Below are 25,777 nucleotides of genomic sequence, written 5' to 3' on the forward strand. Positions count from 1 at the left end.
CATGAGTCAAACCACTTTGTATCCGGTTGTGATGGCTGGTGGCTCTGGTAGCCGGTTGTGGCCGCTGTCCCGCGTGCTCTATCCAAAACAGTTCCTCTGCCTGAAAGGGGATCTCACCATGCTGCAGACGACGGTAAACCGTCTCCACGGCGTGGAGTGTGAAAGCCCGGTGGTGATCTGTAACGAACAGCACCGCTTTATTGTTGCCGAGCAGCTGCGCCAGCTGAACAAACTCACAGAAAATATCATCCTGGAGCCTGCCGGACGCAATACCGCACCGGCTATCGCCCTGGCGGCGCTGGCGGCAAAACGCAGCAGCCCGGACTGTGACCCGCTGATGCTGGTGCTGGCGGCAGACCACGTGATCCAGCAGGAAGAGGCCTTCCGCGACGCGGTGCGTGCGGCCATTCCTTACGCTGAGCGCGGCAAGCTGGTGACCTTCGGTATCGTGCCGGATCTGCCGGAAACCGGCTACGGCTACATCCGTCGCGGCAACGTGACGCCGGGTGAAGGCGACAGCGTGGCGTTTGACGTGGCGCAGTTCGTTGAAAAACCGAATCTGGAAACCGCGCAGGCGTATGTCGCCAGCGGGGAATATTACTGGAACAGCGGGATGTTCCTGTTCCGCGCCGGACGCTATCTGGAAGAGCTGCGCAAATATCGCCCGGATATTCTGAGCGCCTGCGAGAAAGCGATGGCGGTGGTGGATCCGGATCTCGACTTCATCCGCGTGGATGAAGAGGCCTTCCTCGCCTGTCCGGAAGAGTCCATTGACTATGCGGTAATGGAACGCACGGCTGACGCCGTCGTGGTACCGATGGATGCGGGCTGGAGCGATGTTGGATCCTGGTCCTCCCTGTGGGAGATCAGCGCCCATACCCCGGAGGGTAACGTCCATCACGGCGATGTCATTAGCCACAAAACGGAAAACAGCTACGTCTACGCCGAGTCCGGCCTGGTCACCACGGTTGGGGTAAAAGATCTTGTTGTGGTCCAGACCAAAGACGCCGTGCTGATTGCCGACCGTAACGCCGTGCAGGACGTTAAAAAAGTGGTGGAGAAGATCAAGGCGGATGGCCGTCACGAGCACCATATTCATCGCGAAGTCTACCGTCCGTGGGGCAAATATGACTCCATTGACGCCGGTGACCGCTATCAGGTGAAACGCATCACCGTGAAGCCGGGCGAGGGGCTGTCGGTGCAGATGCACCATCACCGCGCCGAGCACTGGGTGGTGGTCGCGGGTACCGCCAAAGTCACCATCGACGGTGAAGTGAAACTGCTGGGCGAAAACGAGTCCATCTATATTCCGCTGGGGGCGACGCACTGTCTGGAGAACCCGGGGAAAATTCCTCTCGACTTAATTGAGGTGCGCTCCGGCTCGTATCTGGAAGAGGACGATATCGTGCGCTTCCAGGACCGCTACGGGCGAGTGTAGCTCTCTGCATCATGCCCGGTGGCGCTGCGCTTACCGGGCCTACGAATGACAAAAAAATTAATTTGGCCATTTAGTGGTCAGGACCGACTGTTGCCTGAAAAAGGGGTCATCATGGATAAATTAACCTGTTTTAAAGCCTACGATATTCGCGGCAAGCTGGGCGAAGAGCTGAATGAAGACATTGCGTGGCGCATTGGCCGCGCGTACGGCGAATACTTAAAACCGCAGACCATCGTGCTGGGCGGTGACGTGCGTCTGACCAGTGAATCCCTCAAGCTGGCGCTGGCGAAAGGGCTGCAGGACGCGGGCGTGGACGTGCTGGACATCGGTCTTTCCGGAACCGAAGAGATTTACTTTGCCACCTTCCACCTGGGCGTGGACGGCGGTATTGAAGTGACGGCCAGCCACAATCCGATGGATTACAACGGCATGAAGCTGGTGCGCAAGGGCGCCCGTCCTATCAGCGGCGACACCGGCCTGCGCGACGTGCAGCGTCTGGCGGAAGCCAACGATTTCCCGCCGGTGAACGAGGCGAAGCGCGGCAGCTACAAAAAAATCAACCTGCAGAAAGAGTACATCGACCACCTGCTGGGCTACATCAACGTGGCAAACCTGAAGCCGCTGAAGCTGGTGATTAACTCCGGCAACGGCGCGGCTGGCCCGGTGGTCGATGCCCTTGAAGCGCGCTTTAAAGCACTGAACGTGCCGGTGACCTTCGTCAAAGTGCACAACACCCCGGACGGCAACTTCCCGAACGGCATTCCTAACCCGCTGCTGCCGGAGTGCCGTGACGACACCCGCAACGCGGTGATTGAACACGGCGCGGACATGGGTATCGCCTTTGACGGCGATTTTGACCGCTGCTTCCTGTTCGACGAGAAAGGGCAGTTCATCGAGGGCTACTACATTGTCGGCCTGCTGGCGGAAGCGTTCCTCGAGAAAAACCCTGGCGCGAAGATCATTCATGACCCGCGCCTCTCCTGGAACACCGTCGACGTGGTTTCTGCCGCAGGCGGCACGCCGGTGATGTCCAAAACCGGTCACGCCTTCATCAAAGAGCGCATGCGCGAAGAAGACGCCATCTACGGCGGCGAGATGAGCGCCCACCACTACTTCCGTGACTTTGCCTACTGCGACAGCGGGATGATCCCGTGGCTGCTGGTGACTGAACTGCTGTGCCTGAAGGGGAAAACCCTGGGCGAGCTGGTGCGCGACCGTATGGCGGCGTTCCCGGCGAGCGGAGAGATCAACAGCAAGCTGGCACAGCCTGCCGAGGCGATTGCCCGCGTGGAGCAGCACTTTGCCATCCACGCGCTGGAAATTGACCGTACCGACGGCATCAGCATGGCGTTCCCGCAGTGGCGCTTTAACCTGCGCTCGTCCAATACCGAGCCGGTGGTGCGCCTGAACGTGGAGTCCCGCGCTGACACCGCGCTCATGGAAGCCCGAACGAAGGACATTCTGGCGCTGTTGAATCAGTAATAACTGCCCCTCCCGGTGGGAGGGGGAACCGAATACAGGAACAACGATGACGAATCTAAAAAAACGCGAACGAGCGAGAACGAATGCATCGTTAATCTCTATGGTGCAGCGTTTTTCTGATATCACCATCATGGTCGGTGGATTGTGGGCGGTGTGTCGGATCAGCGGGCTGCCGTTCTTATATATGCATCTGCTGATGGCCCTGATTGCGCTGGTCGTGTTTCAAATGATCGGCGGTATGACCGATTTCTACCGCTCGTGGCGCGGCGTCAAAATGACCACTGAACTGATGCTGCTGCTGCAGAACTGGACCCTGAGCCTGATCTTCAGCGCAGGCCTGGTGGCATTTAGCCATGATTTTGATAATCGCCTCGTGACCTATCTGAGCTGGTATCTGTTGACCAGCGTCGGCATGGTGGTGTGCCGTTCCCTGATCCGCTTTGGCGCGGGTTGGCTGCGCAACCGGGGCTATAACCGTCGCTTCGTGGCGGTGGCAGGCGATCTGCCGGTTGGGAAAGTGCTGCTCGACAGCTTCCGCAAAGAGCCGTGGTTAGGCTTTGAAGTGGTCGGGATTTATCACGACGCAAAGCCTGGCGGCGTGCCTGCCGACTGGGCGGGCAACTACGATCAGCTGATTGACGATGCCAAAGCCGGCAAAATTCACAACGTCTACATCGCCATGCAGATGAAAGACGAATCCCGCATTAAGCAGCTGATGCGCGAGCTGGCGGATACCACCTGTTCAGTGATCCTGATCCCGGACGTGTTTACCTTCAACATTCTTCACTCCCGTATTGAAGAGGTGAACGGGGTGCCGGTCGTACCGTTGTACGACACGCCGCTGTCCGGTATTAACCGCGTGCTGAAGCGTCTGGAAGATATCGTGCTCTCTTCGCTGATTTTGCTGCTCATCTCCCCGGTGCTGTGCTGCATTGCCCTCGCGGTGAAGCTGAGCTCGCCAGGACCGGTTATCTTCCGTCAGACCCGCTACGGCATGGACGGTAAGCCGATTATGGTGTGGAAATTCCGCTCCATGAAGGTGATGGAGAACGACAAGGTGGTGACTCAGGCCACGCAGAACGATCCGCGCGTCACCCGCGTGGGGAACTTCCTGCGCCGCACCTCGCTGGACGAGCTGCCGCAATTTATCAACGTCTTTACCGGCGGGATGTCGATTGTTGGCCCGCGTCCGCACGCGGTGGCGCATAACGAGCAGTACCGCTCGCTGATTGAAGGCTACATGCTGCGCCATAAGGTGAAGCCGGGCATCACCGGCTGGGCGCAAATCAACGGCTGGCGCGGCGAAACCGACACGCTGGAAAAAATGGAAAAACGCATCGAGTTCGATCTGGAGTACATCCGCGAGTGGAGCCTCTGGTTCGATATCAAGATTGTTTTTCTGACCATCTTCAAAGGTTTCGTGAACAAAGCGGCGTACTAAGATGAGCTTACGTGAAAAAACCATCAGCGGCGCCAAGTGGTCAGCGATGGCGACCATCGTCATCATTGGCCTCGGCCTGGTGCAGATGACGGTGCTGGCGCGCATTATCGATAATCACCAGTTCGGCCTGCTGACCGTCTCGCTGGTGATCATTGCGCTGGCCGATACGCTGTCTGACTTTGGTATCGCCAACTCGATTATCCAGCGCAAAGAGATCAGCCATCTTGAGCTGACCACGCTCTACTGGCTGAACGTGGGGCTGGGGATTTTCGTGTTTGTGCTGGTGTTCCTGCTGAGCGATACCATCGCCAGCGTGCTGCACAACCCGGATCTCGCCCCGCTGATGCGTACGCTGTCGTTTGCGTTCGTGGTGATCCCCCACGGGCAGCAGTTCCGCGCGCTGATGCAGAAAGAGCTGGAGTTCAACAAGATCGGCATGATCGAGACCAGCGCCGTGCTGGCGGGCTTTACCTTTACCGTCGTGAGCGCCCATTTCTGGCCGCTGGCGATGACCGCCATCCTCGGTTACCTGGTGAACTCTGCCGTGCGTACGCTGCTGTTCGGCTACTTTGGGCGTAAAATTTACCGCCCGGGACTGCATTTCTCTCTTGCGTCCGTCTCGTCCAACCTGCGCTTTGGCGCGTGGCTGACGGCGGACAGCATTATCAACTACGTGAACACCAACCTCTCGACGCTGGTGCTGGCACGCATTCTGGGCGCGAGCGTGGCGGGGGGCTACAACCTGGCCTACAACGTCGCGGTGGTGCCGCCGATGAAGCTGAACCCAATAATCACCCGCGTGCTGTTCCCGGCGTTTGCCAAGATTCAGGACGACACCGAAAAGCTGCGCATTAACTTTTACAAGCTGCTTTCGGTGGTGGGGATCATCAACTTCCCGGTGCTGCTGGGGCTGATGGTGGTGTCCAGCAACTTCGTACCGCTGGTGTTTGGTGAGAAATGGAACGGCATCATCCCGATCCTGCAGATGCTGTGCGTGGTGGGGCTGCTGCGCTCCGTGGGAAACCCGATTGGGTCCCTGCTGATGGCAAAAGCGCGCGTGGACATCAGCTTTAAGTTCAACGTATTCAAAACCTTCCTGTTTATTCCGGCAATTATCGTCGGCGGACACATGGCGGGCGCTATTGGCGTGACGCTGGGCTTCCTGCTGGTGCAGATCGTCAATACCGTCCTGAGCTACTTCATCATGATTAAACCGGTGCTGGGCTCCAGCTACCGTCAGTACATCCTGAGCCTGTGGCTGCCGTTCTATCTCTCATTGCCGACCCTGGCGGTGAGCTACGGCCTGGGCATTATCCTCAGCGGGCATCTTCCGCTGGCCGCGCTGCTGGCGGTGCAGGTTGCCGCGGGGGCGCTGGCATTTGGCGTGATGATTGTGCTGTCGCGCAATGCGCTGGTCGTTGAGATGAAGCGCCAGTTTTGCCGTAACGAAAAAATGAAAACGCTGCTTCGCGCAGGCTAGTTATTTAAGAGGCCATTATGAAATTATTAATTCTTGGCAACCATACCTGCGGCAACCGTGGCGACAGCGCCATCCTGCGCGGTTTACTGGATGCAATTAACACCCTTAAGCCTGAGACCGAAGTGGACGTGATGAGCCGTTATCCAGTCAGCTCATCCTGGTTACTGAACCGCCCGGTAATGGGCGACCCGCTTTACAGCCAGATGAAACAGCACAACAACGCCGCGGGCGTAATGGGGCGCGTGAAAAAAGTGCTGCGTCGTCGCTACCAGCATCAGGTGCTGCTTTCCCGGGTGACCGATACCGGCAAGCTGCGCAATATCGCCATTGCCCAGGGCTTTACGGATTTTGTCCGTCTGCTCTCCGGCTATGACGCCATTATTCAGGTCGGCGGTTCGTTCTTCGTCGATCTCTACGGCGTGCCGCAGTTTGAGCATGCGCTTTGTACGTTCATGGCGAAAAAGCCGCTGTTTATGATCGGCCACAGCGTCGGGCCTTTCCAGGATCCGCAGTTTAACCAGCTGGCGAACTATGTGTTTGGCCACTGCGATGCCCTGATCCTGCGTGAGTCGGTCAGCCTTGACATGATGAAGCGCAGCGAGATTGACACGTCGAAAGTTGAGCACGGCGTGGATACCGCCTGGCTGGTGGATCACCAGGACGACAGCTTCCAGCCGAGCTACGCGGTGCAGCACTGGCTCGGCGTTACGGCGAAACAGAAAACCGTCGCGATCACCCTGCGCGAGCTGGCGCCATTCGATAAACGTTTAGGCACGACGCAGGCGGCGTATGAGCAAGCGTTCGCCGACGTGGTGAACCGCGTGCTGGACAGCGGGTACCAGGTGCTGGCGCTATCCACCTGTACCGGTATCGACAGCTACAACAAAGATGACCGCATGGTGGCTCTCAACCTGCGCAACCTGGTGAACGATCCGTCCCGCTATCACGTGGTGATGGACGAGCTGAACGACCTGGAGATGGGCAAACTGCTCTCCGCCTGCGACCTGACCGTGGGCACCCGACTGCACTCGGCCATTATCTCCATGAACTTTGGCACGCCAGCCATCGCTATTAACTACGAGCACAAGTCCGCCGGGATTATGCAGCAGCTCGGTATGCCGGAAATGGCGGTGGATATTCGTCATCTGCTGGACGGATCGCTCGGCGCCATGGTGGGGGACACGCTTGGCCAACTGCCTGCGATCAATGAACGTCTGGCGGTGGCGGTGAAAGCCGAGCGCGAGAAGGGCATTGGGATGGTGAAATCGGTGCTCGATCGCGTACGGGAGGGGAAATGAAGGTTGGTTTCTTCTTACTGAAATTTCCACTGTCGTCCGAAACGTTTGTTCTGAACCAAATCACCGCGTTTATCGATATGGGATATGACGTGGAGATTATCGCCCTGCAAAAGGGCGATACCCAAAACACCCATGCGGCGTATACCCAGTATGGGCTGGAGGCAAAAACCCGCTGGCTGCAGGACGAGCCGTCCGGGAAGCTGAGCAAGCTGCGCCACCGCGCCAGCCAGACCTTACGTGGGATCCATCGCGCGTCGACGTGGCGGGCGCTGAACGTTTCCCGCTATGGGTCGGAATCACGCAATTTAATTCTCTCGGCCATCTGCGGGCAAACGGCGCAGCCGTATCGTGCTGACGTGTTTATCGCCCACTTTGGCCCGGCAGGCGTGACCGCCGCGAAGTTACGCGAACTGGGCGTGATTGACGGTAAAATTGCGACCATTTTCCACGGTATCGACATCTCCAGCCGTGAAGTGCTGAACCATTATACGCCGGAGTACCAGCAGCTTTTCCGCCGCGGCGACATGATGCTGCCCATCAGCGAACTGTGGGCCGGACGCCTGAAAAGCATGGGCTGCCCGGGAGAGAAAATTGCCGTGTCGCGCATGGGCGTGGATTTAACGCGCTTTACCCGCCGTCCGGTGAAGGTGCCGGGCAAGCCGCTGCAGATCATCTCCGTCGCGCGTCTGACCGAGAAGAAAGGCCTGCATGTGGCGATTGAAGCCTGCCGCCAGCTGAAAGCGCGCGGGGTGGATTTCCACTACCGCATTCTCGGGATTGGGCCGTGGGAGCGTCGTCTGCGCACGCTGATCGAACAGTATCAGCTGGAAGATGTCGTAGAGATGCCGGGCTTCAAGCCGAGCCACGAGGTCAAGGCGATGCTCGATGAGGCAGATGTGTTCCTGCTGCCTTCCGTAACGGGAGCCGATGGCGATATGGAGGGCATTCCGGTGGCGCTGATGGAGGCGATGGCCGTCGGGATACCGGTGGTCTCGACCATTCACAGCGGGATCCCGGAGCTGATTAAGTCTGACCATTCCGGCTGGCTGGTGCCGGAGAATAATGCCATGGCGCTCGCCGATCGCTTAGCTGCCTTCAGCGATATCGACCAGCAGGCGCTGGAGCCCGTGCTCCATAATGCCCGACAAAAAGTTGAAGCCGATTTTAACCAGCAGGTGATTAACCGTCAGTTAGCCAGCCTGCTGCAAACGTTGTAACGCCGAGGATGTATGCTGAAAAAGATTACCCGACGCACCTTTGTCTCGTCTCTGTCCGTTCTGGCAGCTACGCCGCTGCTGTCGTCCCGCATTGCGCGGGCGGCGAGTGGAAGAACGGTCCCTGTTAAACAGTACAATAACAACGACTGGATCGCGGCCTTTAAGCAGGCGTTTAATGACGGGGACACGGTCGTTGTCCCTGCCGGGCTGACCTGTGAAAACATCAACACGGGTATTTTCATTCCCGACGGTAAAACGCTGCTGATCCGCGGGGCGTTAACCGGCAATGGCCGCGGCCGCTTTGTTCTGCAGGAAGGCAGCAAAGTGGTAGGCGAAGGCGCTGGCCGCACGGAGAACATTACGCTCGACGTTCGCGGCTCTAACTGCGTCATCAAAGGGCTGGCCATGAGCGGTTTTGGCCCTGTGACGCAAATCTACATCGGCGGTAAGAAACCGAGCGTGATGCGCAATCTGGTGATTGATAACATCAGCGTGAGTCAGGCCAACTACGCCATCCTGCGCCAGGGTTTCCACAACCAGGTGGACGGCGCCCGCATCACCAACAGCAAATTTAGCCATCTGCAGGGCGATGCGATCGAATGGAACGTCGCCATCAACGATCGCAATATCCTGATCTCCGATCATGTCATCGACAACATCAACTGCACCAACGGCAAGATCAACTGGGGCATCGGCATTGGCCTTGCCGGGAGCACCTACGACAACGACTACCCGGAAAAGCAAACCGTTAAGAACTTCGTGGTGGCCAACATCACCGGCAGCAACTGTCGTCAGCTGGTGCATGTGGAAAACGGGAAGCACTTTGTTATCCGCAATATTAAGGCCAAAAATATCACCCCAGACTTCAGTAAAAAGGCGGGAATAGACAACGCCACGGTGGCGATTTATGGCTGTGATAATTTCATTATTGATAATGTCGACATGGTCAACAGCGCGGGAATGTTAATCGGCTATGGGGTCATAAAAGGCGATTATTTGTCCATCCCGCAGAACTTCAAGCTCAATAATATTCATCTCGATAACCGCCAGCTCGCCTATAAATTGCGCGGAATACAGATTTCATCCGGTAATGCGACGTCGTTTGTGGCGATTACTAATGTGGAAATGCAGCGCGCAACGCTGGAACTGCACAACAAGCCGCAGCATCTTTTCTTACGTAATATCAATGTGATGCAGGAAGCTGCCGTGGGGCCTGCCCTGAAGATTAACTTCGACCTGCGCAAGGATGTGCGAGGAAAATTCATGGCGAAAGACGAGACGCTGCTTTCGCTGGCGAACATCAAAGCTGTGAACGAGAAGGGGCAAAGCTCGGTGGATATTGACCGGGTCGACCAGCAGGTGGTGAATGTGGAAAGACTGAACTTTGCGCTGCCGCACAGATAATCGACAATAATCTGTTTTAAGACGATTCCTGGCATATAAGCGCGATCGAATCAGATTACAACTACAGAAATATGTGATGCTAAGGCGTAACATTGCTTCAGGATTACGGCAAATCATGCTGGCGAAAACAGGTTTAAGAGCTATAATTCGTCAACCATTTTAAGGTGGAAGAAATAATGATTAATTTGAAAGCAGTCATTCCGGTAGCAGGCCTGGGCATGCATATGCTGCCCGCCACAAAAGCCATTCCTAAAGAGATGCTGCCGATCGTCGACAAGCCAATGATTCAGTACATTGTCGACGAGATTGTTGCTGCAGGGATCAAAGAAATCGTCCTGGTTACGCACTCATCCAAGAATGCGGTAGAAAACCACTTCGACACCTCTTACGAACTCGAAGCGTTGCTTGAGCAGCGCGTTAAGCGTCAGCTGCTGGCGGAAGTGCAGTCTATTTGTCCGCCGGGCGTGACCATCATGAACGTGCGTCAGGCGCAGCCGCTGGGTCTGGGACACTCGATCCTTTGTGCCCGTCCGGTGGTGGGTGATAACCCGTTCATCGTTGTGCTGCCGGATATCATTATTGATAACGCGTCTGCCGATCCGCTGCGATACAACCTGGCGGCAATGGTGGCACGTTTCAACGAAACGGGCCGTAGCCAGGTGCTGGCGAAGCGCATGAAAGGCGACCTCTCCGAGTACTCCGTAATTCAGACGAAAGAAGCGCTGGAGACGGAAGGGCAGGTTAGCCGCATCGTTGAGTTCATCGAAAAACCGGATCAGCCGCAGACGCTGGATTCTGACCTGATGGCAGTGGGGCGTTATGTTCTGAATGCCGATATCTGGGCGGAACTGGAAAAAACCGAGCCAGGCGCCTGGGATCGTATCCAGCTCACCGATGCGATTGCCGAGCTGGCGAAGAAGCAGTCTGTCGATGCGATGCTGATGACCGGTGAGAGCTATGACTGCGGTAAGAAAATGGGCTATATGCAGGCGTTCGTGAACTATGGGCTGCGCAACCTGAAGGAAGGGGCGAAGTTCCGTAAGAAAATCGAGCAACTTCTTAGTCAGTAAGCCGACGAACCGGTCGTTTCGGTCGTAACAATACACAGGTAGCCGAGGATAATTCCGAGCTGTTTACAGCTTAATAAATTATCTTCACTACCTTTTTTTTTGTATTAAAATCAAGCAATAAAAAAGCGGCGAGCAGTTTTGACTCCCTATTTTACGCTGAGATTTTTCCTTGTTTTCAGCGCCGTTAAAGGGGAGAATAGTCGATTAGCATTTTGTGCCAACCCCCTTAAAATAGCTCGCCAGCTGTGGCTGGAGGGCTAAAAAACACTGTCATTGTTTTCAGTATACTGGTAGCTGTAGAGCCAGGGGCGGTAGCGTGTTTTATTTTCTGCGTACGCCAGTTCGGCTCTATGATTTAAGTTTAAATCTAAACATTACAACGCAATACGGAATAGTCTTGTGAAAATACTTGTCACTGGTGGTGCAGGTTTTATTGGATCTGCAGTAGTTCGTTATATCATTAATAATACTGAAGATTCTGTGGTTAACGTAGACAAGTTGACCTACGCTGGTAACCTCGAATCGCTAGTAGACATTGCAAATGATCCGCGTTATGCATTCGAACGAGCAGACATCTGTGATGGAAATGCCATGGCGCGTATTTTTGCTGAGCACCAACCTGATGCTATCATGCATCTTGCGGCAGAAAGTCATGTTGACCGTTCAATCACTGGTCCAGCGGCATTTATCGAAACCAATATTATTGGTACCTATGTTCTGCTTGAAGCGGCACGAAAGTACTGGTCACAGCTGGATGATGTCCGCAAAGATGCGTTCCGTTTCCACCATATCTCAACCGACGAAGTGTATGGTGATTTGCCGCATCCTGATGAGGTACCAGCCGGAAGCTCTCTACCACTGTTTACTGAGGCAACACCTTATTCCCCCAGCAGTCCTTATTCCTCTTCGAAAGCATCCAGTGACCATTTAGTCCGCGCATGGAGTCGAACCTATGGGTTACCTACTCTGGTAACTAACTGCTCAAATAACTACGGTCCTTACCATTTCCCGGAAAAACTGATCCCACTCATCATCCTCAACGCACTGGCAGGCAAACCGCTTCCGGTGTACGGTAACGGCGAGCAGATTCGCGACTGGCTGTTTGTTGAAGATCATGCGCGTGCGTTATACAAAGTAGTGACTGAAGGTGCTGTGGGGGAAACTTACAATATCGGTGGACACAACGAGCGTAAAAACATTGAGGTCGTTAAGACAATCTGCACCATTCTGGATGAAATTATAGCCGCTAAGCCTACAGGCATTACTCACTTCGCCGATCTGATTACCTATGTAACCGACCGCCCTGGACACGACCTGCGATATGCCATCGATGCCAGCAAAATTAAAAACGATCTGGGATGGGTACCTCAGGAGACATTTGAGTCCGGTATCCGTAAAACGGTCGAGTGGTATTTAAATAACGAAAGCTGGTGGAAGCGCGTTATGGATGGCTCCTATGCGGGCGAACGTCTTGGACTGGCGGAATAATAAAGGATAAATATGATGAAAGGTATTGTGCTCGCGGGTGGTTCCGGAACGCGTCTTTATCCTATTACGCAAGGTGTATCTAAACAGTTGCTTCCTGTTTATGATAAACCAATGATTTTCTATCCTATTTCTGTCCTGATGTTGGCAGGTATCCGTGAGATTTTGGTAATCACTACTCCGGAAGATATGCCTTCATTCAAACGTCTACTGGGCGACGGGTCGCAATTTGGCATCAGCTTGTCTTACGCCGTTCAACCTTCTCCGGATGGCCTGGCGCAGGCATTCATTATTGGTGAGCAGTTTATTAATAATGAACCATGTGCCCTTGTACTTGGTGATAATATTTACTTCGGTCAAAGCTTTGGTAAAAAACTGGAAACTGCCGCACAGCTCTTAGGCGGTGCCATGGTATTTGGGTACCAGGTACAAGATCCAGAACGTTTCGGTGTTGTAGAGTTTGATGAAAACTACAAAGCACTTTCAATTGAAGAGAAACCAGTAAAACCAAAATCAAATTGGGCCGTGACAGGACTTTATTTTTACGATAATCATGTTGTGGAAATGGCCAAGCAGGTTAAACCCTCTGAAAGAGGGGAGCTCGAGATCACAACACTCAATCAGATGTATCTTGAACAAGGTAACCTGCAAGTAGAGTTGTTAGGGAGAGGGTTTGCCTGGCTTGATACTGGTACACATGACAGTCTAGTGGAAGCTTCCCAATTTATTCATACAATAGAAAAACGTCAGGGAATGAAAGTGGCTTGTCTAGAGGAAATTGCATTCCGTAAAGGTTGGCTTTCACGTGAACAGCTTCAGGAACAGGCAAATAAAATGGCTAAAAATGAATATGGACGATATTTAAGAATGCTCATTAATGAAGAACTTTGATCGGGCGTTTATGGAACAGAAAATGAAAATTTTATTGATTGGGAAGAATGGGCAGGTTGGTTGGGAACTTCAACGTTCGCTATGTTTTCTGGGTGAGCTGATAGCAATTGATTATTTTGATAATGAGCTTTGTGGAGATCTGACAAACCTTTCAGGAATAGCAGAAACGATTCGCCGAGTTCAACCGGATGTTGTCGTCAATGCTGCAGCTCATACTGCAGTAGATAAAGCAGAGAGCGACGTTGGATTAGCCCAGTCTTTGAACGCCGATGCTGTTGATATAATTGCTAAAGAAACGGCAAATATTAATGCACTATTAGTTCATTACTCCACAGATTATGTTTTTGATGGAAGTGGTTCGCATTTTCGACGTGAGGATGAAAAAACTGGACCACTAAATGTTTATGGAGAAACGAAATTATCAGGTGAACTGGCCATTATTAATAATAATCCTAGGCATCTGATTTTTCGAACAAGTTGGGTTTACGCAACACGTGGTGCAAATTTTATAAAAACAATGCTGCGTCTAGCTGGTGAAAAAGAAGAACTTTCAATAATCAACGATCAGTTTGGGGCTCCTACAGGAGCTGAACTCATTGCGGATTGTACGTCATTAGCTATCCACAAAGTTATGTCAGAAAATGCCAATTATGGAATTTATCATTTAGTCGCAAGCGGTGAAACCACATGGTACCATTTTGCCAATCTTATTTTTGAAACAGCTGAATATAATGGCGAAAGTTTGAATGTTAAAAAGGTTAACGGTGTATCAACATCTTCATATGTTACTCCTGCGAAAAGGCCATTAAACTCACGTCTTTGCAACCGTAAGTTTGAGCAGGTATTTAATGTATCATTACCGGACTGGAAGACAGGCGTTGTGCGTGTAGTAAAAGAAACTCTTGGTAAATAATTCGAGTGCATATATGAATATTATTAAAACAGAAATTCCCGATGTATTGATTATCGAACCTAAAGTATTTGGTGATGCTCGAGGTTACTTTTTTGAAAGCTTCAATAAGAAAATTTTTGATGAAGCTGTTGGTTCCAATATTGATTTTGTTCAGGACAACCATTCCCAGTCACAGCGCGGCGTCTTGCGAGGCTTACACTATCAACTTGAACCGAATGCACAAGGTAAACTGGTGCGTTGCATTGAAGGTGAAGTTTTTGATGTTGCAGTCGATATACGCAAGGACTCTCCAACATTTGGAAAGTGGGTCGGAATTATCTTGAGTGAAGATAACAAAAAGCAATTGTGGATCCCTGAAGGTTTTGCTCATGGATTCTTAACATTAAGTGAAAAAGCACAGTTTGTTTATAAAACCACCAATTATTATTGTCCAACCTCTGAAAGAAGCATCATCTGGAATGATTCTGATATTGGTATTAAATGGCCATTAGTAGATAATATTCAGCTTTCTCAAAAAGATGCTTGTGCCGTAACGTTAAAAAAAGCAGATATTTATTGTTGATAATGACACATCAGCCGAAAGTTACCATTTTACTTTGCACGTATAATGGACAAGAATTTTTAAAAAAACAGTTAGATTCAATAATAAACCAGACTTATACACACTGGGATATTTACGTTTCTGACGATGGTTCCAGCGACAGAACAATAGAAATTCTGAGGCATTACCAGAAAAAATTAGGAAAAAACCGTTTGGTCATACTAGATGGACCCGGCCAGGGTTTTGCAAGAAACTTTCTTTCCTTAATATACAACCACTGTATTTTTTCTGATTACTATGCTTTTTGCGATCAGGATGACATTTGGAATTCGGATAAATTAGAAAGAAGTCTATCGGCCCTCAGTAGCAAGTCACAGACTCCTGCATTATACTGCTCGAGAACTGAGTTAATCGATGAACAAGATATTACAATTGGTTATTCATACAATTTCAGTAAAGCTGCCACACTTAAAAATGCGCTAATCCAAAGCATTGCTGGCGGTAATACCATGCTGATAAATCACGCGGCAAGAAAAATTATAACTAAGGTTCCTGAAAGTATACTAGTTCCATCACATGATTGGTGGATATATCAATGTGTCTGTGCATGTGGTGGTTACGTCTACTATGATTCAACTTCGACAGTAAAATATCGACAACATTCTGGAAATATAGTTGGTGCTAACAGGTTACTGTCAGCAAGAATATTAAGGTTTAAATTACTTTTCTCTGGTAGTTTGCGGCCAAGCATAGATAAAAACATTTTACTTTTGAAGGCATTAAATGGGCATCTTACAGAAGAAAGCAAAATATTAATTGATAAATTTAATTATATAAGAACGGCATCTTTTATTAGCAGAATGGTAAATGCTCACAGTGTTGGCTTATACAGACAAAGTGTTTTAGAAAGTATTGCTTTTTATGTGGCGCTGTTATTAAAAAAAATATAGTGTTTTATGAGCAATTCTGATTTTTGATGTTGTGCTTGTGGGATAAATCTTTAAGCAAAGAGAAAAATTAATGTCGATTTTCAATAAGTTATATAAAAGCTTATTTGCTAATTATAATTTAATCTATCAGCTAACAAAACGTGATATTTTACAGCGATACAGGGGGTCAACAGTTGGACTCGCATGGTCTGTTATTACTCCATTGATAATGCTTGCTCTTTATACATTTGTGTTTTCATATGTATTTCAGGCTCGCTGGGGAAAAGGTGAAGAATTACCACGAGACATGTATGCGTTAATTTTATACACTGGCATGATACTTCATGCGCAATTAGCTGAATGTTTGAATCGAACGCCGGGACTCATGCAAAATAATTCAAATTATGTTAAAAAGGTCGTGTTTCCTCTTGAGTCATTAATTTGGGTAATTGTAGGAAGTGCGACGTTTCAGGCTGGTATTGGATTTGTTTTGCTTGTAATAGCGAAAGTAATTATAACTCACAGTATATCACTTAATATATTGTATTTGTTCCCTCTGATTATACCATTTATTTTTTTACTCGCGGGTATCAGTTGGATTATTTCAGCTATTGGTGTCTATTTTAAGGATGTTATTCACCTTACGGGTATATTGACAGCAATGCTAATGTTTGCTTCACCAATTTTGTATCCAGTTTCAATGCTACCTGAAAGACTTCAGACAATCATATATTTAAATCCGCTGACATACTTCATCGAAGAATTTCGAAATGTCCTAATTTATGGCAACCATCCCAATTATCTTCATTATATAATATCATTAGTTAGTACATTTGCAATTGCTGCTCTGGGGCTAATTATTTTTGATAGAACAAAAAAAGGGTTTGCTGATGTTATATAGAACAACTTTAAAAATTGATAATGTTTGCAAATCGTATAATATTTACAAAAATCAGTTCCAAAAACTTGCGAAATTTTCTCGCGATGTATTTGGGCTCAAAGATTCCTCTACTGTCAAAAAATTTCATGCTCTTAAAGGTATTTCTTTTGAGGCACAACGAGGGGAATCAATTGGCATTCTTGGCCGTAATGGCGCAGGTAAGTCTACATTGTTGCAAATTATCTGTGGAACACTTACTCCCACATCCGGAAAAATAGAAGTTCATGGACGACTATCTGCATTGTTGGAGCTAGGGGCTGGCTTTAATCCTGAATTCACCGGCAGGGAAAATGTTTATATTAACGCCGCCATTTTAGGTTTAACTAAAAAAGAACTAGAAGAAAGGTTCGATAGCATTCTCGATTTTGCGGACATTGGCGACTTTATTGAGCAGCCAGTTAAAAACTACTCAAGCGGAATGTTTATGCGCCTGGCTTTTGCAATTGCTTCTTCTGTTGATCCGGACATTTTAATTATTGATGAGGCCCTTGCTGTTGGCGATGTTCGGTTCCAGTCAAAATGTTTTAGGCGAATCAATGAACTTAAATCTAAAGGAACAACTGTTCTCCTTGTAACACATTCGACGGAACAGGTTACGAGGCACTGCGACCGCGCTGTGTTGATTGAGCAGGGTGAGATGCTGGCAATAGGGGAGTCAAGTATTATTGCAAACAAATATTTGGAACTCCTTTTTGGGAAAAACGAAGAACCGACAAAGCTTAAAGCATTAGGCACTAGTTTTGAAAGACGAGAGTTATCAGATGCTATTTATTATAATAATCATGAGCATCGATGGGGTAATAGGCAAGCACAGATAATTAACTTTGATATACAGCAGGGCGAAAAAAGAAACCCTATTATATTCGATAATCATGCTGATCTGGTATTTTGTTTTGAAGTCGAATTTTTTGAAAGCTTCTTAAACGTTATTATAGGCTTTACACTTAAATCCGTAGATGGAATTACTATTTTTGGTACCAACACCCGTGCATCGGTTGATGATGCATCTCTTAAGAGTGTGAGTGCAGGGCAAATTATCCAATGTGCATTTAGATTGAAACCAGAACTCTGTACTGGTGACTATGTGATTTCTCTTGGTGTTGTTACTGAGATAAACGATGAAATTGTTCCAATAGAACGTCGCTATGATGCAATAAATATTAGAGTCGAATCGAAAACTAAATCTTATGGTGTTGTAGATTTACTGAGAGGAGTTGAAGCGAGTGAGCTCAATGTATAAAAAAAACAAAAAATATAATTTCTATGAGAAAAATGACTCGTCATCTATCAATTACTCTGATGGCTCGGATACTGAAAATAGACTTTATGAAATAGTTCTTAATCTCAATGATAAGAGTGTTTGGTCAAATGAGCTTGCGCAAAAAATCACTGATTGGCCAACTGAATATCATTTCTCAAGGCAGCGTCATTGTTTGCTTCGCCCCTTGAATATTCAGGCTGGAGAAGATGTCCTGGAATTAGGTTGTGGATGCGGGGCCATGACCAGATATTTAGGCGAGATTGGCGCGATAGTTGATTCTATTGAGGGGACTTCCTCTCGCGCTAGAATTGCTGGAGAGCGTTGTCGCGAATTAGAAAACGTAAAAATCCATGTAGATAATTTTCTTGAATATGAAAGTGAGAAAAAATATGACTGGGTTTTATTCATTGGAGTTCTAGAATATGCACCTTTATTTTCATCTGCCAGTGATCCTATTCAGAGTTACCTCGAAATAGCTAAAAAATACCTTAAGCCATCTGGAAAACTTGTTGTTGCGATAGAGAACAAATTGGGGCTGAAATATTTCAATGGATGTGCAGAAGACCATCTTGATGAAATAAATCTTAGTATTGAAAATAGGTATAAAAAAGTTTCACCTATTACATTTGGCAAAAAAGAAATTAAACAATTACTTAATGCTAATGGTTTTTTGAGCACAAAGTTCTTTTATCCATTTCCTGATTATAAATTACCAGTACTTATACTTGATGACGAAAGCTTTAATGAAGCAAATATCTCTCAAGAACTGCTGAGTTCTATACAATCAAGGGATTATTCTGGCAGAACTGGGCGTGTTTTTGAAGAATCATTAGTATGGCCTGAGCTATGCAAAAATGATATCGCACAAGATTTGTCTAACTCATTTTTAATAGTTGCCGAATATAGTGATATCAGCGGTGGAAAAAGTAATGATACTATATTTCAGAAGAATATCATTGCATCGTATTATAATTGCCATCGCAATAGCGCATTTGTTACAGAGACAAGATTTAATCATGACGGTCAAAGTATTACTGTATCTAAAAGTAAGATAAATAAATGTAAACCACAGAATGACATTGTACTTCTTGATCTTGAACAAGAGTATGTTTCAGGTAAAAGTCTACAGAATGAATTAGAGCAAGAATGGAATATATATAAAAATTTAGATTCCTTCATGATTTATTACAAACACTGGTTCAATCTTCTACTCACAAAAGCGGATGAAAATAATACAATACCAGGCAATTTAATCGATCTCACTCCATTTAATGTGAAATTTTTGAGCGACAGTGTTTTCATATTTGATCAAGAGTGGTGTATTAATGAACGTGTATCCCTCGCCTGGATGGCTTACCGAGGTGTCTATTGGAGTCTTGTTAATCTCAAAACAATTCATCCTTTAGAGATATCTCCTGCTGAAATAGCAAGTGCACTTTTGAAAAGTATCAATATTGATTTTGATGCCAATCTTCTTTCTAATGTTCAGAAAAAAGAAAGAGGTTTTTTAAATAAAATTAATGGCTCAGATGTTCAATTTTCGTCATTAATATGTAAAATACCTGAACGGGTGATGGAGCTGCATCCTAAGCATCTTCAGATAATTAATGAGTTACGTAATAAGATAGCATTAGATGCAGCTGTAATTAATGAACATCATGACCTCTTAGAAAAACTTGCTGAAGAGAGGGATTATTTCAAAAATGAGCTTTTAGAAATAAGAAAATCTATCTTGGCAAGAGCCGTTATTAAAGTAACAAAAAAAGCTAGGAATATCTTAAAATGAGAAAAATCGATATAGTCATTCCTATTTACAGAGGAATGGATGAGACGGTCGCGGCAATTGAAACTGTTCATAGCAGTATCGATAAAGATCTCGTCAATGTTATTTTAATTAACGACTGCAGTCCTGAGCCAGAGTTGACTGAGTACTTAAGAATAACTGCCAAAAATTATGGTTTCATTCTGTTAGAAAATGAAAGTAATTTAGGTTTCACAGGTACGACTAATCGAGGGATGACTTATCATAATGATACTGATGTCATTTTTCTAAACAGCGATGTGGAAGTTGTAAATGATTGGGTAGAGCGATTGCGGAAAATTGCTCATTCAAATGACAAAATAGCTACAGTAACGCCTTACTCAAATAATGCAACTATTTGTAGTTTCCCTAATTTCTGTGAAGACAATGTGCTCTTTGCAGGAATGTCCGTAGATCTCATCGATAAAACATTTTCTAGCGTTGCAAATAGTTCCTCCAAAGCAAATTATGTGGAAGTACCTACGGGTGTCGGTTTTTGTATGTATTTGAAGCGTGAGGCAATTGAGGATGTAGGTTTACTCGATGTAGAAACCTTTGGGCGTGGCTATGGTGAGGAAAACGACTGGTGCCAACGTGCGATTAAGAAAGGATGGAAAAATGTTCATGCCTTAGACACCTTTGTGTATCATAAAGGTGGCGTGAGTTTTGCCGATGAGCAGAACCCACGTAAGGAACGCGCTATGGAGTTATTAAATGAGCTGCATCCACAGTATACTCATGACGTAATGCGTTTTATAGAACAAGATCCTGCGCATTACTCTAGAATACAAACATATTTGTCATTGCTTACCAAAAGTCAATTGCCAACGATTTTATTAGTTTCACACAAACTTGGTGGCGGTGTTAAAAAACATATTGCCGAAATGGCAAAATTTTACAAAGGTAATGTGCATTTCCTTCTCTTAACACCAGGTGCAACAGATGGTGATGTCAATATTAGGATCGATTTATCTTCTCATAGTAACAAATATGAATTCTCCTTTGGAGTTGAAGATTATCAAAAGCTACTGGATTTCTTGAAACGAGTTGGCATAAGTCTTGTACATTTTCACCATACTTTGGGATTCAATGAAAGAATTTTAAAACTTCCGAATAAATTACAAGTCAAATATGCGATTACGATTCATGATTATTTCTTATTATCATCTAACCCAACATTAACTGATGAGAATGGCTTGTTCATTGGTGATAATGTAGTTGTAGAAAATTATAATAATAAACAAAAATCATTTTTATTACAATCTAATAGTTATCAAGAATGGCTCAATAAAGCTGATGAAGTAATTTTTCCATCAATCGACTGTTATAGTCGTTTTATTCAATTTATGCCACAGCTCAAAAAAAGGTCGCGTGTCGCTTACCATCTAGATCATGAGCTTTATGCTAAGAATAAAATTAATAATATAAAAAAATGCAACCAAAGTGACAAGCTTAAAGTCCTTGTTATTGGTGCGTTAAGCAAGGAGAAAGGCGCTGATAATCTAGAAAAAGTTGCTAAAGCTCTCCGCAAAAAAAATATTGAATTTTACCTCTTGGGGTATGCTTATCGTCAACTTGATAGTTCAGTTATTATACACGGCCCTTATAATGAAGAACATGCAATCGAGTTGGTAAATAACATCTCGCCTGATGTGGTTTGGTATCCGGCTCTGTGGCCTGAAACATATAGTTATACTCTTAGTTTGGCGATTCAAAATGGTTATCCAGTCATTGTTCCTAATATTGGAGCATTCACCGAGCGGGTTACAGCTAATCACTTAGCTAAAGTTATTGATTGGGATAGTTCTGTCGAGCAGTTAGTATCAATGTTTGAGGAGTTTATGCTGCAACAGCCTGACTTTTATGACTGCAAAATGAGCAATGTTTTCAAGCATGTAGCTCATGAGGTATCTGAAAACTATTATTCAGAAATGTATTTGTCTTTGCTGAGTAATAAAAATATTATGGAATATGATAAGAGAGATAATGCTCTCCAGTTGTCGGAGATTTTAATTAATCACTCAATATTGCACAAGAATACGGAAAAAACGGCAAGTATAAAAGAACGGATATTATTATTATTATGGATGTCCATGAGGATAAAATTACTTGCTAGATTGGTGAAATTCATACCTATTAACATCCAAAAGAAGTTGAAGCGATATCTCTCAAGAAAACCCATGCATGAAATAATAAATAAAAAATAAAAATGACAACAGCCGTAAGGCTGTTGTTTTTTATGATAATAAATAATTTTATGCGAACTTGTGCTTGTTATAAATGATTTCGTTAAAAATAAAACATTTTGAGTCTTGAGGGTTCATGAAAGATAAATTAATCAGCCTGAATGTCCTACGTGGCGTCGCGGCAATGCTTGTCGTTCTCTATCACATGGAGGTATTGCAAGTATCTTTTATTACAAGATTGTTTACGTGGGGTTGGATTGGGGTTGATATTTTCTTTGTCCTCAGTGGGTTATTCATAGGTATTAGTGTCATCAAGTCGAAGCCCTGGGATACATTAAAATACCTCAAACGTCGCTTTTTGAGAATAGCGCCAGCTTACTATTTTTCGATGCTCGTGCTTGTGGCGTTGGCATCTTCTTATTTTTTAGTTACTACAAATGGTATAACACATATTGCTGTTCACCTGCTTTTTTTACATTCATTTGATGCACGTTTCCATGGCAGTATTAATGGCGTCTATTGGACTTTAGGCGTTGAATTCATGTTTTACATCCTCATGGCTTTAAGTTATAAAATCATACAAAGTGATAAAAAGATTTATTATTACATTGCGCTGTGGTTTGTCATTTCATGGTGCTGGCGTGCTTATTGTTTTTATATTGTTAAAGCAGATCCAATGATGATGTTTATATGGACAACACAACTTCCGGGAATGCTCGATGAATTTGCCTGTGGAGTCCTTCTGGCGAAATTGTGGACAACAAAACGACAATTCTTTGAAAATAATTATATTGGAACATTCTTGTTTATGAGTGGATTGCTGATAGTGTCAGTATTTGTTTTTCACGTAAAACATATAGGCCCTCAGTTCTGGACATCAGCCTCAACAGTCATTTTTTCGAGAACTTTTCTCGCGGTTGGTATCGCTAGTGTTATCGCCTCCTTTATTGTTTTTGAACGTAATAATATCTTTGTAAAACTATGTCATTGGTCCGGTTTTTGTTATATAGGAACTATCAGTTATAGTATTTATTTGTATCATTTGCCAATATTTTTGAATATTAAAAACTCACTTCCATCAAACAATCTCGGACAATTTTGGCCCGAGTTAATATCGCTGATAGTGATCTTGGGTATTTCAGCTTTGTCATACACGCTCATAGAAAAAAGATTTTATAAATGAACTTGAAAACTTTCGACAGAATTTTTGTTTTTTTTAATGTTGGTGTTATTCAGTTCTTTGTAGACACAGCATTATTACAATTTTTTGTTTTGGTTGATGTCAAAGTAACTTATGCAAATATCTTATCACGTGCATTGGCTGCATGCCTCGGGTGTTATTTAAATTATCGGTATACATTTAAATATCAAAGGTGTCTTGAGGTTCGTTATTTAATAAAAGTATACTTCCGTTTTGCATTGTTCTGGGTTTTCATGACGCTACTTAGTAATATTTTGTTGATGGTTTTTTTAAAATTCATTTCTCTTAATATTTCATTTTTGCCGCTGCATACATTAATAGCCAAAATAGCAACGGAAACATTGTTGTTTGTTATAAGTTTCTTTATTTCTAAATTCTGGGTGTTCAATAATGGAAAATAACGTGATACAAAAAACTATAGCTGTTGTAATTCCAACTTATAAAGTTAAAAAGCATATTCTTGATGTCATAAACCGTATTGAGCAAAATGTAAGTGCAATTTATGTTGTTGATGACTGTTGTCCGGAGATGTCTGGGAATTATGTTCAGGCTAACTGTTTAGATCCGCGTGTAAAAGTGATCTTCCATGAAGTCAACAAAGGTGTCGGTGCTGCTGTTTTAAGTGGTTATAAGCAAGCTATTTTAGATGGTCATTACTGTGCAGTAAAGATAGATGGTGATAATCAGATGGATCCTAGCATATTGCATCATTTTAGTGATCCAATATTGTCAAATAAAGCTGATTATACAAAGGGAAACCGATTTTATAACCCAGAAGATGTTAAGTCGATGCCCAAAATAAGATTATTAGGTAATCTTGGATTGTCTTTCATGCAGAAAATATCTTCCGGTTATTGGGATCTCTTCGACCCTACTAATGGTTATACAGCAATTAATTTGAATGTTCTCAAACTATTAAATCTCGATAAGATTTCTGAGCGATATTTTTTTGAGTCAGATATTCTTTTCCGTTTGGGTACCATTAACGCTGTCGTGATTGATATTCCAATGAAATCAGTTTATGCAGACGAAATATCAAACTTAAAAATATCAGATATACTCTTTAAATTTATGAAAGGTCATATTAAAAACTCAATCAAGAGAATCTTTTATAAATATTATCTGAGAGATTTCTCTGTTGCATCCGTTCAATTACCATTAAGTATTTTAATGATGTCATTTGGTATTATTTTCGGTCTTTCAGAATGGTATAATTCCATAATTTCTGACACTGTTGCATCGAGCGGTACCGTAATGCTTGCATCGATGCCAATAATTATTGGTGTGCAATTATTTCTATCGTTCCTCTCTTATGATATGCATACGCAACCACAACGTCCATTGGCAGAAAGTCTGGAGTGATATATGGGTATTAAATCACAACGGATTATTTTTATATTCTTAGTTATTGTTGTTGTCGCATTTTCTTTATTAAAAAAACCTTTCGGCAATCCAGATGAAGGGGCTCATTTCCTGCGAGCCTATGAAGTATCCCATTTTCATTTGATAAATCGTGAAGGGGATATTGGTGTTGGTATTAATTGCCAAGATTATTTTTCAGCAGCAAAAAAACATTTTTTAATTGCTTGGTACCAACCTGAAAGTGAAAGCTTAGATGCGAATTGTATGGTGAAATCTATAAATTCTGCTGGCACTTACCCCCCGCTTCCGTACCTGCCATTGGCGATTTCTTTATCTGTATCGAAGCTCATGCATTTAAGTGTTGAGCATTCCGTTTATTTTATGCGTATTGTAAACGGCTTTTCTTGTTTGTTTTTAATTTATTTTTTTAGCTCTCGAGTTTTGCTTGGGCAACATTCGGTATCAGTCCTACTTATTTTGGCTATGTTACCCATGGCTTTATCTCTATGGGCTTCAGTCAGTGCTGATGCTTTAACTCTGGCGCTTTGTCTATGTTTTATATTCTATATATTGAGTTTTGATTATAGTAGAGCGTCGCTGATAAAACGAAAAGAATGGATATTACTTTACCTTCTCGCCTTTGCCATAGGGAATAGTAAGGTAGGATATTCAATGATTACTATAACTCCATTGGTGCTACATTTTTGCTGTAATGGCTTCATGGTTTTTAGGAATTCTTTAATCCGGAGTACTTTGCTTTTAATGGGATGTGTACTTCTTGCAGTTGGAACGAGTATTGTTTGGGTAAAGTTTACTGACAAAAGTTTGGTTTATTTAGGTAATGGTGCTGTACCGCTCGAACAAATTTGTTTTGTGTTGAGGAATCCACTTTACTTTATTTCACTTTCTTTATCAACTGTGTTTGATGTTAAACAACTTTACTCAACTATTCTCCCATTACATTATGGCCTAAATGGCATGTATATGATAATTGCATTTTGGTTGTTATTGGTGAATCTTTTCTTTGCATGCTTAACAAATCCACATTTTAATGTGCCCAATAACTTTTCATGTGTTTCTCGCACAAGTTGCTTTGCATTCTCCTTAATGTTGTTCTTTATTTTTGGAATTGTTCTTTCATTGCCGTTATATCTTACTTATAACCCAGTGGCATATGATAATTTACTCGGCTTTCAGGGGCGTTATTTACTTCCGATTTTGCCCATTTTAGTGGTTTCATTGCTGGCGATCAGCATGTCTAATCTGATAAATAATGACTTAAAACAGATTTTATCATTAACCACCTTCGTCATTCCTGCTGTTACAAATATAGCAATCATAATAAGAATGTTAATCAGATAGTTGGTCAGCATCATTACTATTGAATAGCAAGTTTTTGTCGTACACTATATTCAGTTTTACTTTGGAGCCTGTTTT

The 25,777-nt window shown here is 45.2% G+C and carries 21 protein-coding genes; all 21 read left to right on the forward strand.

Annotation, left to right across the window (positions count from 1 at the left end):
- The first annotated feature begins 1 nt into the window (after position 1).
- The 21 genes from cpsB to B498_RS21925 all read left to right on the forward strand — a co-directional run bounded on the left by cpsB (position 2) and on the right by B498_RS21925 (position 25,702).
- The gene (cpsB, locus tag B498_RS20405) at positions 2 to 1,438 is read left to right on the forward strand and encodes a mannose-1-phosphate guanyltransferase (protein ID WP_008499427.1); all 1,437 of its coding nucleotides are present in this window, start codon (positions 2 to 4) and stop codon (positions 1,436 to 1,438) included.
- 111 nt (positions 1,439 to 1,549) lie between these two features.
- Positions 1,550 to 2,920: a colanic acid biosynthesis phosphomannomutase CpsG gene (gene cpsG / locus B498_RS20400; protein ID WP_032622651.1), complete on the forward strand. Its 1,371-nt coding sequence runs from the start codon at positions 1,550 to 1,552 to the stop codon at positions 2,918 to 2,920.
- Positions 2,921 to 2,966: 46 nt separating this feature from the next.
- Positions 2,967 to 4,361: an undecaprenyl-phosphate glucose phosphotransferase gene (gene wcaJ, locus B498_RS20395; RefSeq protein WP_008499429.1), complete on the forward strand. Its 1,395-nt coding sequence runs from the start codon at positions 2,967 to 2,969 to the stop codon at positions 4,359 to 4,361.
- A 1-nt stretch (position 4,362) separates the two neighbouring features.
- Positions 4,363 to 5,841 (forward strand): colanic acid undecaprenyl disphosphate flippase WzxC, encoded by a 1,479-nt coding sequence (gene wzxC, locus B498_RS20390; RefSeq protein ID WP_008499430.1) that lies wholly within the window; start codon positions 4,363 to 4,365, stop codon positions 5,839 to 5,841.
- A gap of 17 nt (positions 5,842 to 5,858) precedes the next feature.
- Entirely contained in the window at positions 5,859 to 7,139 is a 1,281-nt protein-coding gene (wcaK, locus tag B498_RS20385; protein ID WP_008499431.1) for a colanic acid biosynthesis pyruvyl transferase WcaK, read from the forward strand.
- Complete coding sequence (gene wcaL / locus B498_RS20380) at positions 7,136 to 8,356, forward strand: colanic acid biosynthesis glycosyltransferase WcaL (RefSeq protein WP_008499432.1); 1,221 nt, start codon at positions 7,136 to 7,138, stop codon at positions 8,354 to 8,356. The genes wcaK and wcaL overlap by 4 nt, the downstream gene beginning before the upstream one ends.
- A 12-nt stretch (positions 8,357 to 8,368) precedes the next feature.
- The gene (gene wcaM, locus B498_RS20375; RefSeq protein ID WP_008499433.1) at positions 8,369 to 9,760 is read left to right on the forward strand and encodes a colanic acid biosynthesis protein WcaM; all 1,392 of its coding nucleotides are present in this window, start codon (positions 8,369 to 8,371) and stop codon (positions 9,758 to 9,760) included.
- Positions 9,761 to 9,936: 176 nt separating this feature from the next.
- The gene (gene galF, locus B498_RS20370) at positions 9,937 to 10,830 is read left to right on the forward strand and encodes a GalU regulator GalF (RefSeq protein ID WP_008499434.1); all 894 of its coding nucleotides are present in this window, start codon (positions 9,937 to 9,939) and stop codon (positions 10,828 to 10,830) included.
- 399 nt (positions 10,831 to 11,229) lie between these two features.
- Complete coding sequence (gene rfbB / locus B498_RS20365; protein ID WP_032622653.1) at positions 11,230 to 12,318, forward strand: dTDP-glucose 4,6-dehydratase; 1,089 nt, start codon at positions 11,230 to 11,232, stop codon at positions 12,316 to 12,318.
- A gap of 15 nt (positions 12,319 to 12,333) precedes the next feature.
- Positions 12,334 to 13,206: a glucose-1-phosphate thymidylyltransferase RfbA gene (rfbA, locus tag B498_RS20360; RefSeq protein ID WP_032622655.1), complete on the forward strand. Its 873-nt coding sequence runs from the start codon at positions 12,334 to 12,336 to the stop codon at positions 13,204 to 13,206.
- Positions 13,207 to 13,228: 22 nt separating this feature from the next.
- Positions 13,229 to 14,119 carry a dTDP-4-dehydrorhamnose reductase gene (gene rfbD / locus B498_RS20355; protein WP_008499437.1) on the forward strand — a complete coding sequence of 297 codons (891 nt, stop codon included), beginning with the start codon at positions 13,229 to 13,231 and terminating at the stop codon, positions 14,117 to 14,119.
- Positions 14,120 to 14,132: 13 nt separating this feature from the next.
- Positions 14,133 to 14,681, forward strand: coding sequence for a dTDP-4-dehydrorhamnose 3,5-epimerase (gene rfbC / locus B498_RS20350; protein ID WP_008499438.1), 549 nt, complete (start codon positions 14,133 to 14,135; stop codon positions 14,679 to 14,681).
- Positions 14,682 to 14,683: 2 nt separating this feature from the next.
- Entirely contained in the window at positions 14,684 to 15,610 is a 927-nt protein-coding gene (locus tag B498_RS21920; RefSeq protein WP_008499439.1) for a glycosyltransferase family 2 protein, read from the forward strand.
- Positions 15,611 to 15,680: 70 nt separating this feature from the next.
- Positions 15,681 to 16,490 (forward strand): ABC transporter permease, encoded by an 810-nt coding sequence (locus tag B498_RS20345; RefSeq protein ID WP_008499440.1) that lies wholly within the window; start codon positions 15,681 to 15,683, stop codon positions 16,488 to 16,490.
- Positions 16,480 to 17,769 carry an ABC transporter ATP-binding protein gene (locus tag B498_RS20340; RefSeq protein ID WP_008499441.1) on the forward strand — a complete coding sequence of 430 codons (1,290 nt, stop codon included), beginning with the start codon at positions 16,480 to 16,482 and terminating at the stop codon, positions 17,767 to 17,769. Before B498_RS20345 ends, B498_RS20340 begins: the two co-directional genes overlap by 11 nt.
- Complete coding sequence (locus B498_RS20335) at positions 17,762 to 19,576, forward strand: class I SAM-dependent methyltransferase (protein WP_032622656.1); 1,815 nt, start codon at positions 17,762 to 17,764, stop codon at positions 19,574 to 19,576. Before B498_RS20340 ends, B498_RS20335 begins: the two co-directional genes overlap by 8 nt.
- Complete coding sequence (locus B498_RS20330; protein WP_008499443.1) at positions 19,573 to 21,798, forward strand: glycosyltransferase; 2,226 nt, start codon at positions 19,573 to 19,575, stop codon at positions 21,796 to 21,798. Before B498_RS20335 ends, B498_RS20330 begins: the two co-directional genes overlap by 4 nt.
- A gap of 115 nt (positions 21,799 to 21,913) precedes the next feature.
- Positions 21,914 to 22,960, forward strand: a complete 1,047-nt coding sequence (locus B498_RS20325) for an acyltransferase family protein (protein WP_008499445.1) — start codon at positions 21,914 to 21,916, stop codon at positions 22,958 to 22,960.
- Entirely contained in the window at positions 22,957 to 23,379 is a 423-nt protein-coding gene (locus B498_RS23485) for a GtrA family protein (RefSeq protein WP_032622657.1), read from the forward strand. Before B498_RS20325 ends, B498_RS23485 begins: the two co-directional genes overlap by 4 nt.
- Positions 23,369 to 24,340 carry a glycosyltransferase family 2 protein gene (locus tag B498_RS20320; RefSeq protein ID WP_008499446.1) on the forward strand — a complete coding sequence of 324 codons (972 nt, stop codon included), beginning with the start codon at positions 23,369 to 23,371 and terminating at the stop codon, positions 24,338 to 24,340. Before B498_RS23485 ends, B498_RS20320 begins: the two co-directional genes overlap by 11 nt.
- Before the next feature lie 3 nt (positions 24,341 to 24,343).
- Positions 24,344 to 25,702 carry a DUF2142 domain-containing protein gene (locus B498_RS21925; protein ID WP_008499447.1) on the forward strand — a complete coding sequence of 453 codons (1,359 nt, stop codon included), beginning with the start codon at positions 24,344 to 24,346 and terminating at the stop codon, positions 25,700 to 25,702.
- Positions 25,703 to 25,777 lie beyond the last annotated feature (75 nt).

Origin of the sequence: Enterobacter sp. SST3 (assembly GCF_000286655.1) — a bacterium.
Classification (GTDB): Bacteria; Pseudomonadota; Gammaproteobacteria; order Enterobacterales; family Enterobacteriaceae; genus Enterobacter; species Enterobacter roggenkampii.

Bases quoted from the DNA above. Each gene is read 5' to 3' on its own strand.
- cpsB (WP_008499427.1), top strand. From the start codon at position 2: ATGAGTCAAACCACTTTGTATCCGGTTGTGATGGCTGGTGGCTCTGGT.
- cpsG (WP_032622651.1), top strand. From the start codon at position 1,550: ATGGATAAATTAACCTGTTTTAAAGCCTACGATATTCGCGGCAAGCTG.
- wcaJ (WP_008499429.1), top strand. From the start codon at position 2,967: ATGACGAATCTAAAAAAACGCGAACGAGCGAGAACGAATGCATCGTTA.
- wzxC (WP_008499430.1), top strand. From the start codon at position 4,363: ATGAGCTTACGTGAAAAAACCATCAGCGGCGCCAAGTGGTCAGCGATG.
- wcaK (WP_008499431.1), top strand. From the start codon at position 5,859: ATGAAATTATTAATTCTTGGCAACCATACCTGCGGCAACCGTGGCGAC.
- wcaL (WP_008499432.1), top strand. From the start codon at position 7,136: ATGAAGGTTGGTTTCTTCTTACTGAAATTTCCACTGTCGTCCGAAACG.
- wcaM (WP_008499433.1), top strand. From the start codon at position 8,369: ATGCTGAAAAAGATTACCCGACGCACCTTTGTCTCGTCTCTGTCCGTT.
- galF (WP_008499434.1), top strand. From the start codon at position 9,937: ATGATTAATTTGAAAGCAGTCATTCCGGTAGCAGGCCTGGGCATGCAT.
- rfbA (WP_032622655.1), top strand. From the start codon at position 12,334: ATGAAAGGTATTGTGCTCGCGGGTGGTTCCGGAACGCGTCTTTATCCT.
- rfbD (WP_008499437.1), top strand. From the start codon at position 13,229: ATGAAAATTTTATTGATTGGGAAGAATGGGCAGGTTGGTTGGGAACTT.
- rfbC (WP_008499438.1), top strand. From the start codon at position 14,133: ATGAATATTATTAAAACAGAAATTCCCGATGTATTGATTATCGAACCT.
- B498_RS21920 (WP_008499439.1), top strand. From the start codon at position 14,684: ATGACACATCAGCCGAAAGTTACCATTTTACTTTGCACGTATAATGGA.
- B498_RS20345 (WP_008499440.1), top strand. From the start codon at position 15,681: ATGTCGATTTTCAATAAGTTATATAAAAGCTTATTTGCTAATTATAAT.
- B498_RS20340 (WP_008499441.1), top strand. From the start codon at position 16,480: ATGTTATATAGAACAACTTTAAAAATTGATAATGTTTGCAAATCGTAT.
- B498_RS20335 (WP_032622656.1), top strand. From the start codon at position 17,762: ATGTATAAAAAAAACAAAAAATATAATTTCTATGAGAAAAATGACTCG.
- B498_RS20330 (WP_008499443.1), top strand. From the start codon at position 19,573: ATGAGAAAAATCGATATAGTCATTCCTATTTACAGAGGAATGGATGAG.
- B498_RS20325 (WP_008499445.1), top strand. From the start codon at position 21,914: ATGAAAGATAAATTAATCAGCCTGAATGTCCTACGTGGCGTCGCGGCA.
- B498_RS23485 (WP_032622657.1), top strand. From the start codon at position 22,957: ATGAACTTGAAAACTTTCGACAGAATTTTTGTTTTTTTTAATGTTGGT.
- B498_RS20320 (WP_008499446.1), top strand. From the start codon at position 23,369: ATGGAAAATAACGTGATACAAAAAACTATAGCTGTTGTAATTCCAACT.
- B498_RS21925 (WP_008499447.1), top strand. From the start codon at position 24,344: ATGGGTATTAAATCACAACGGATTATTTTTATATTCTTAGTTATTGTT.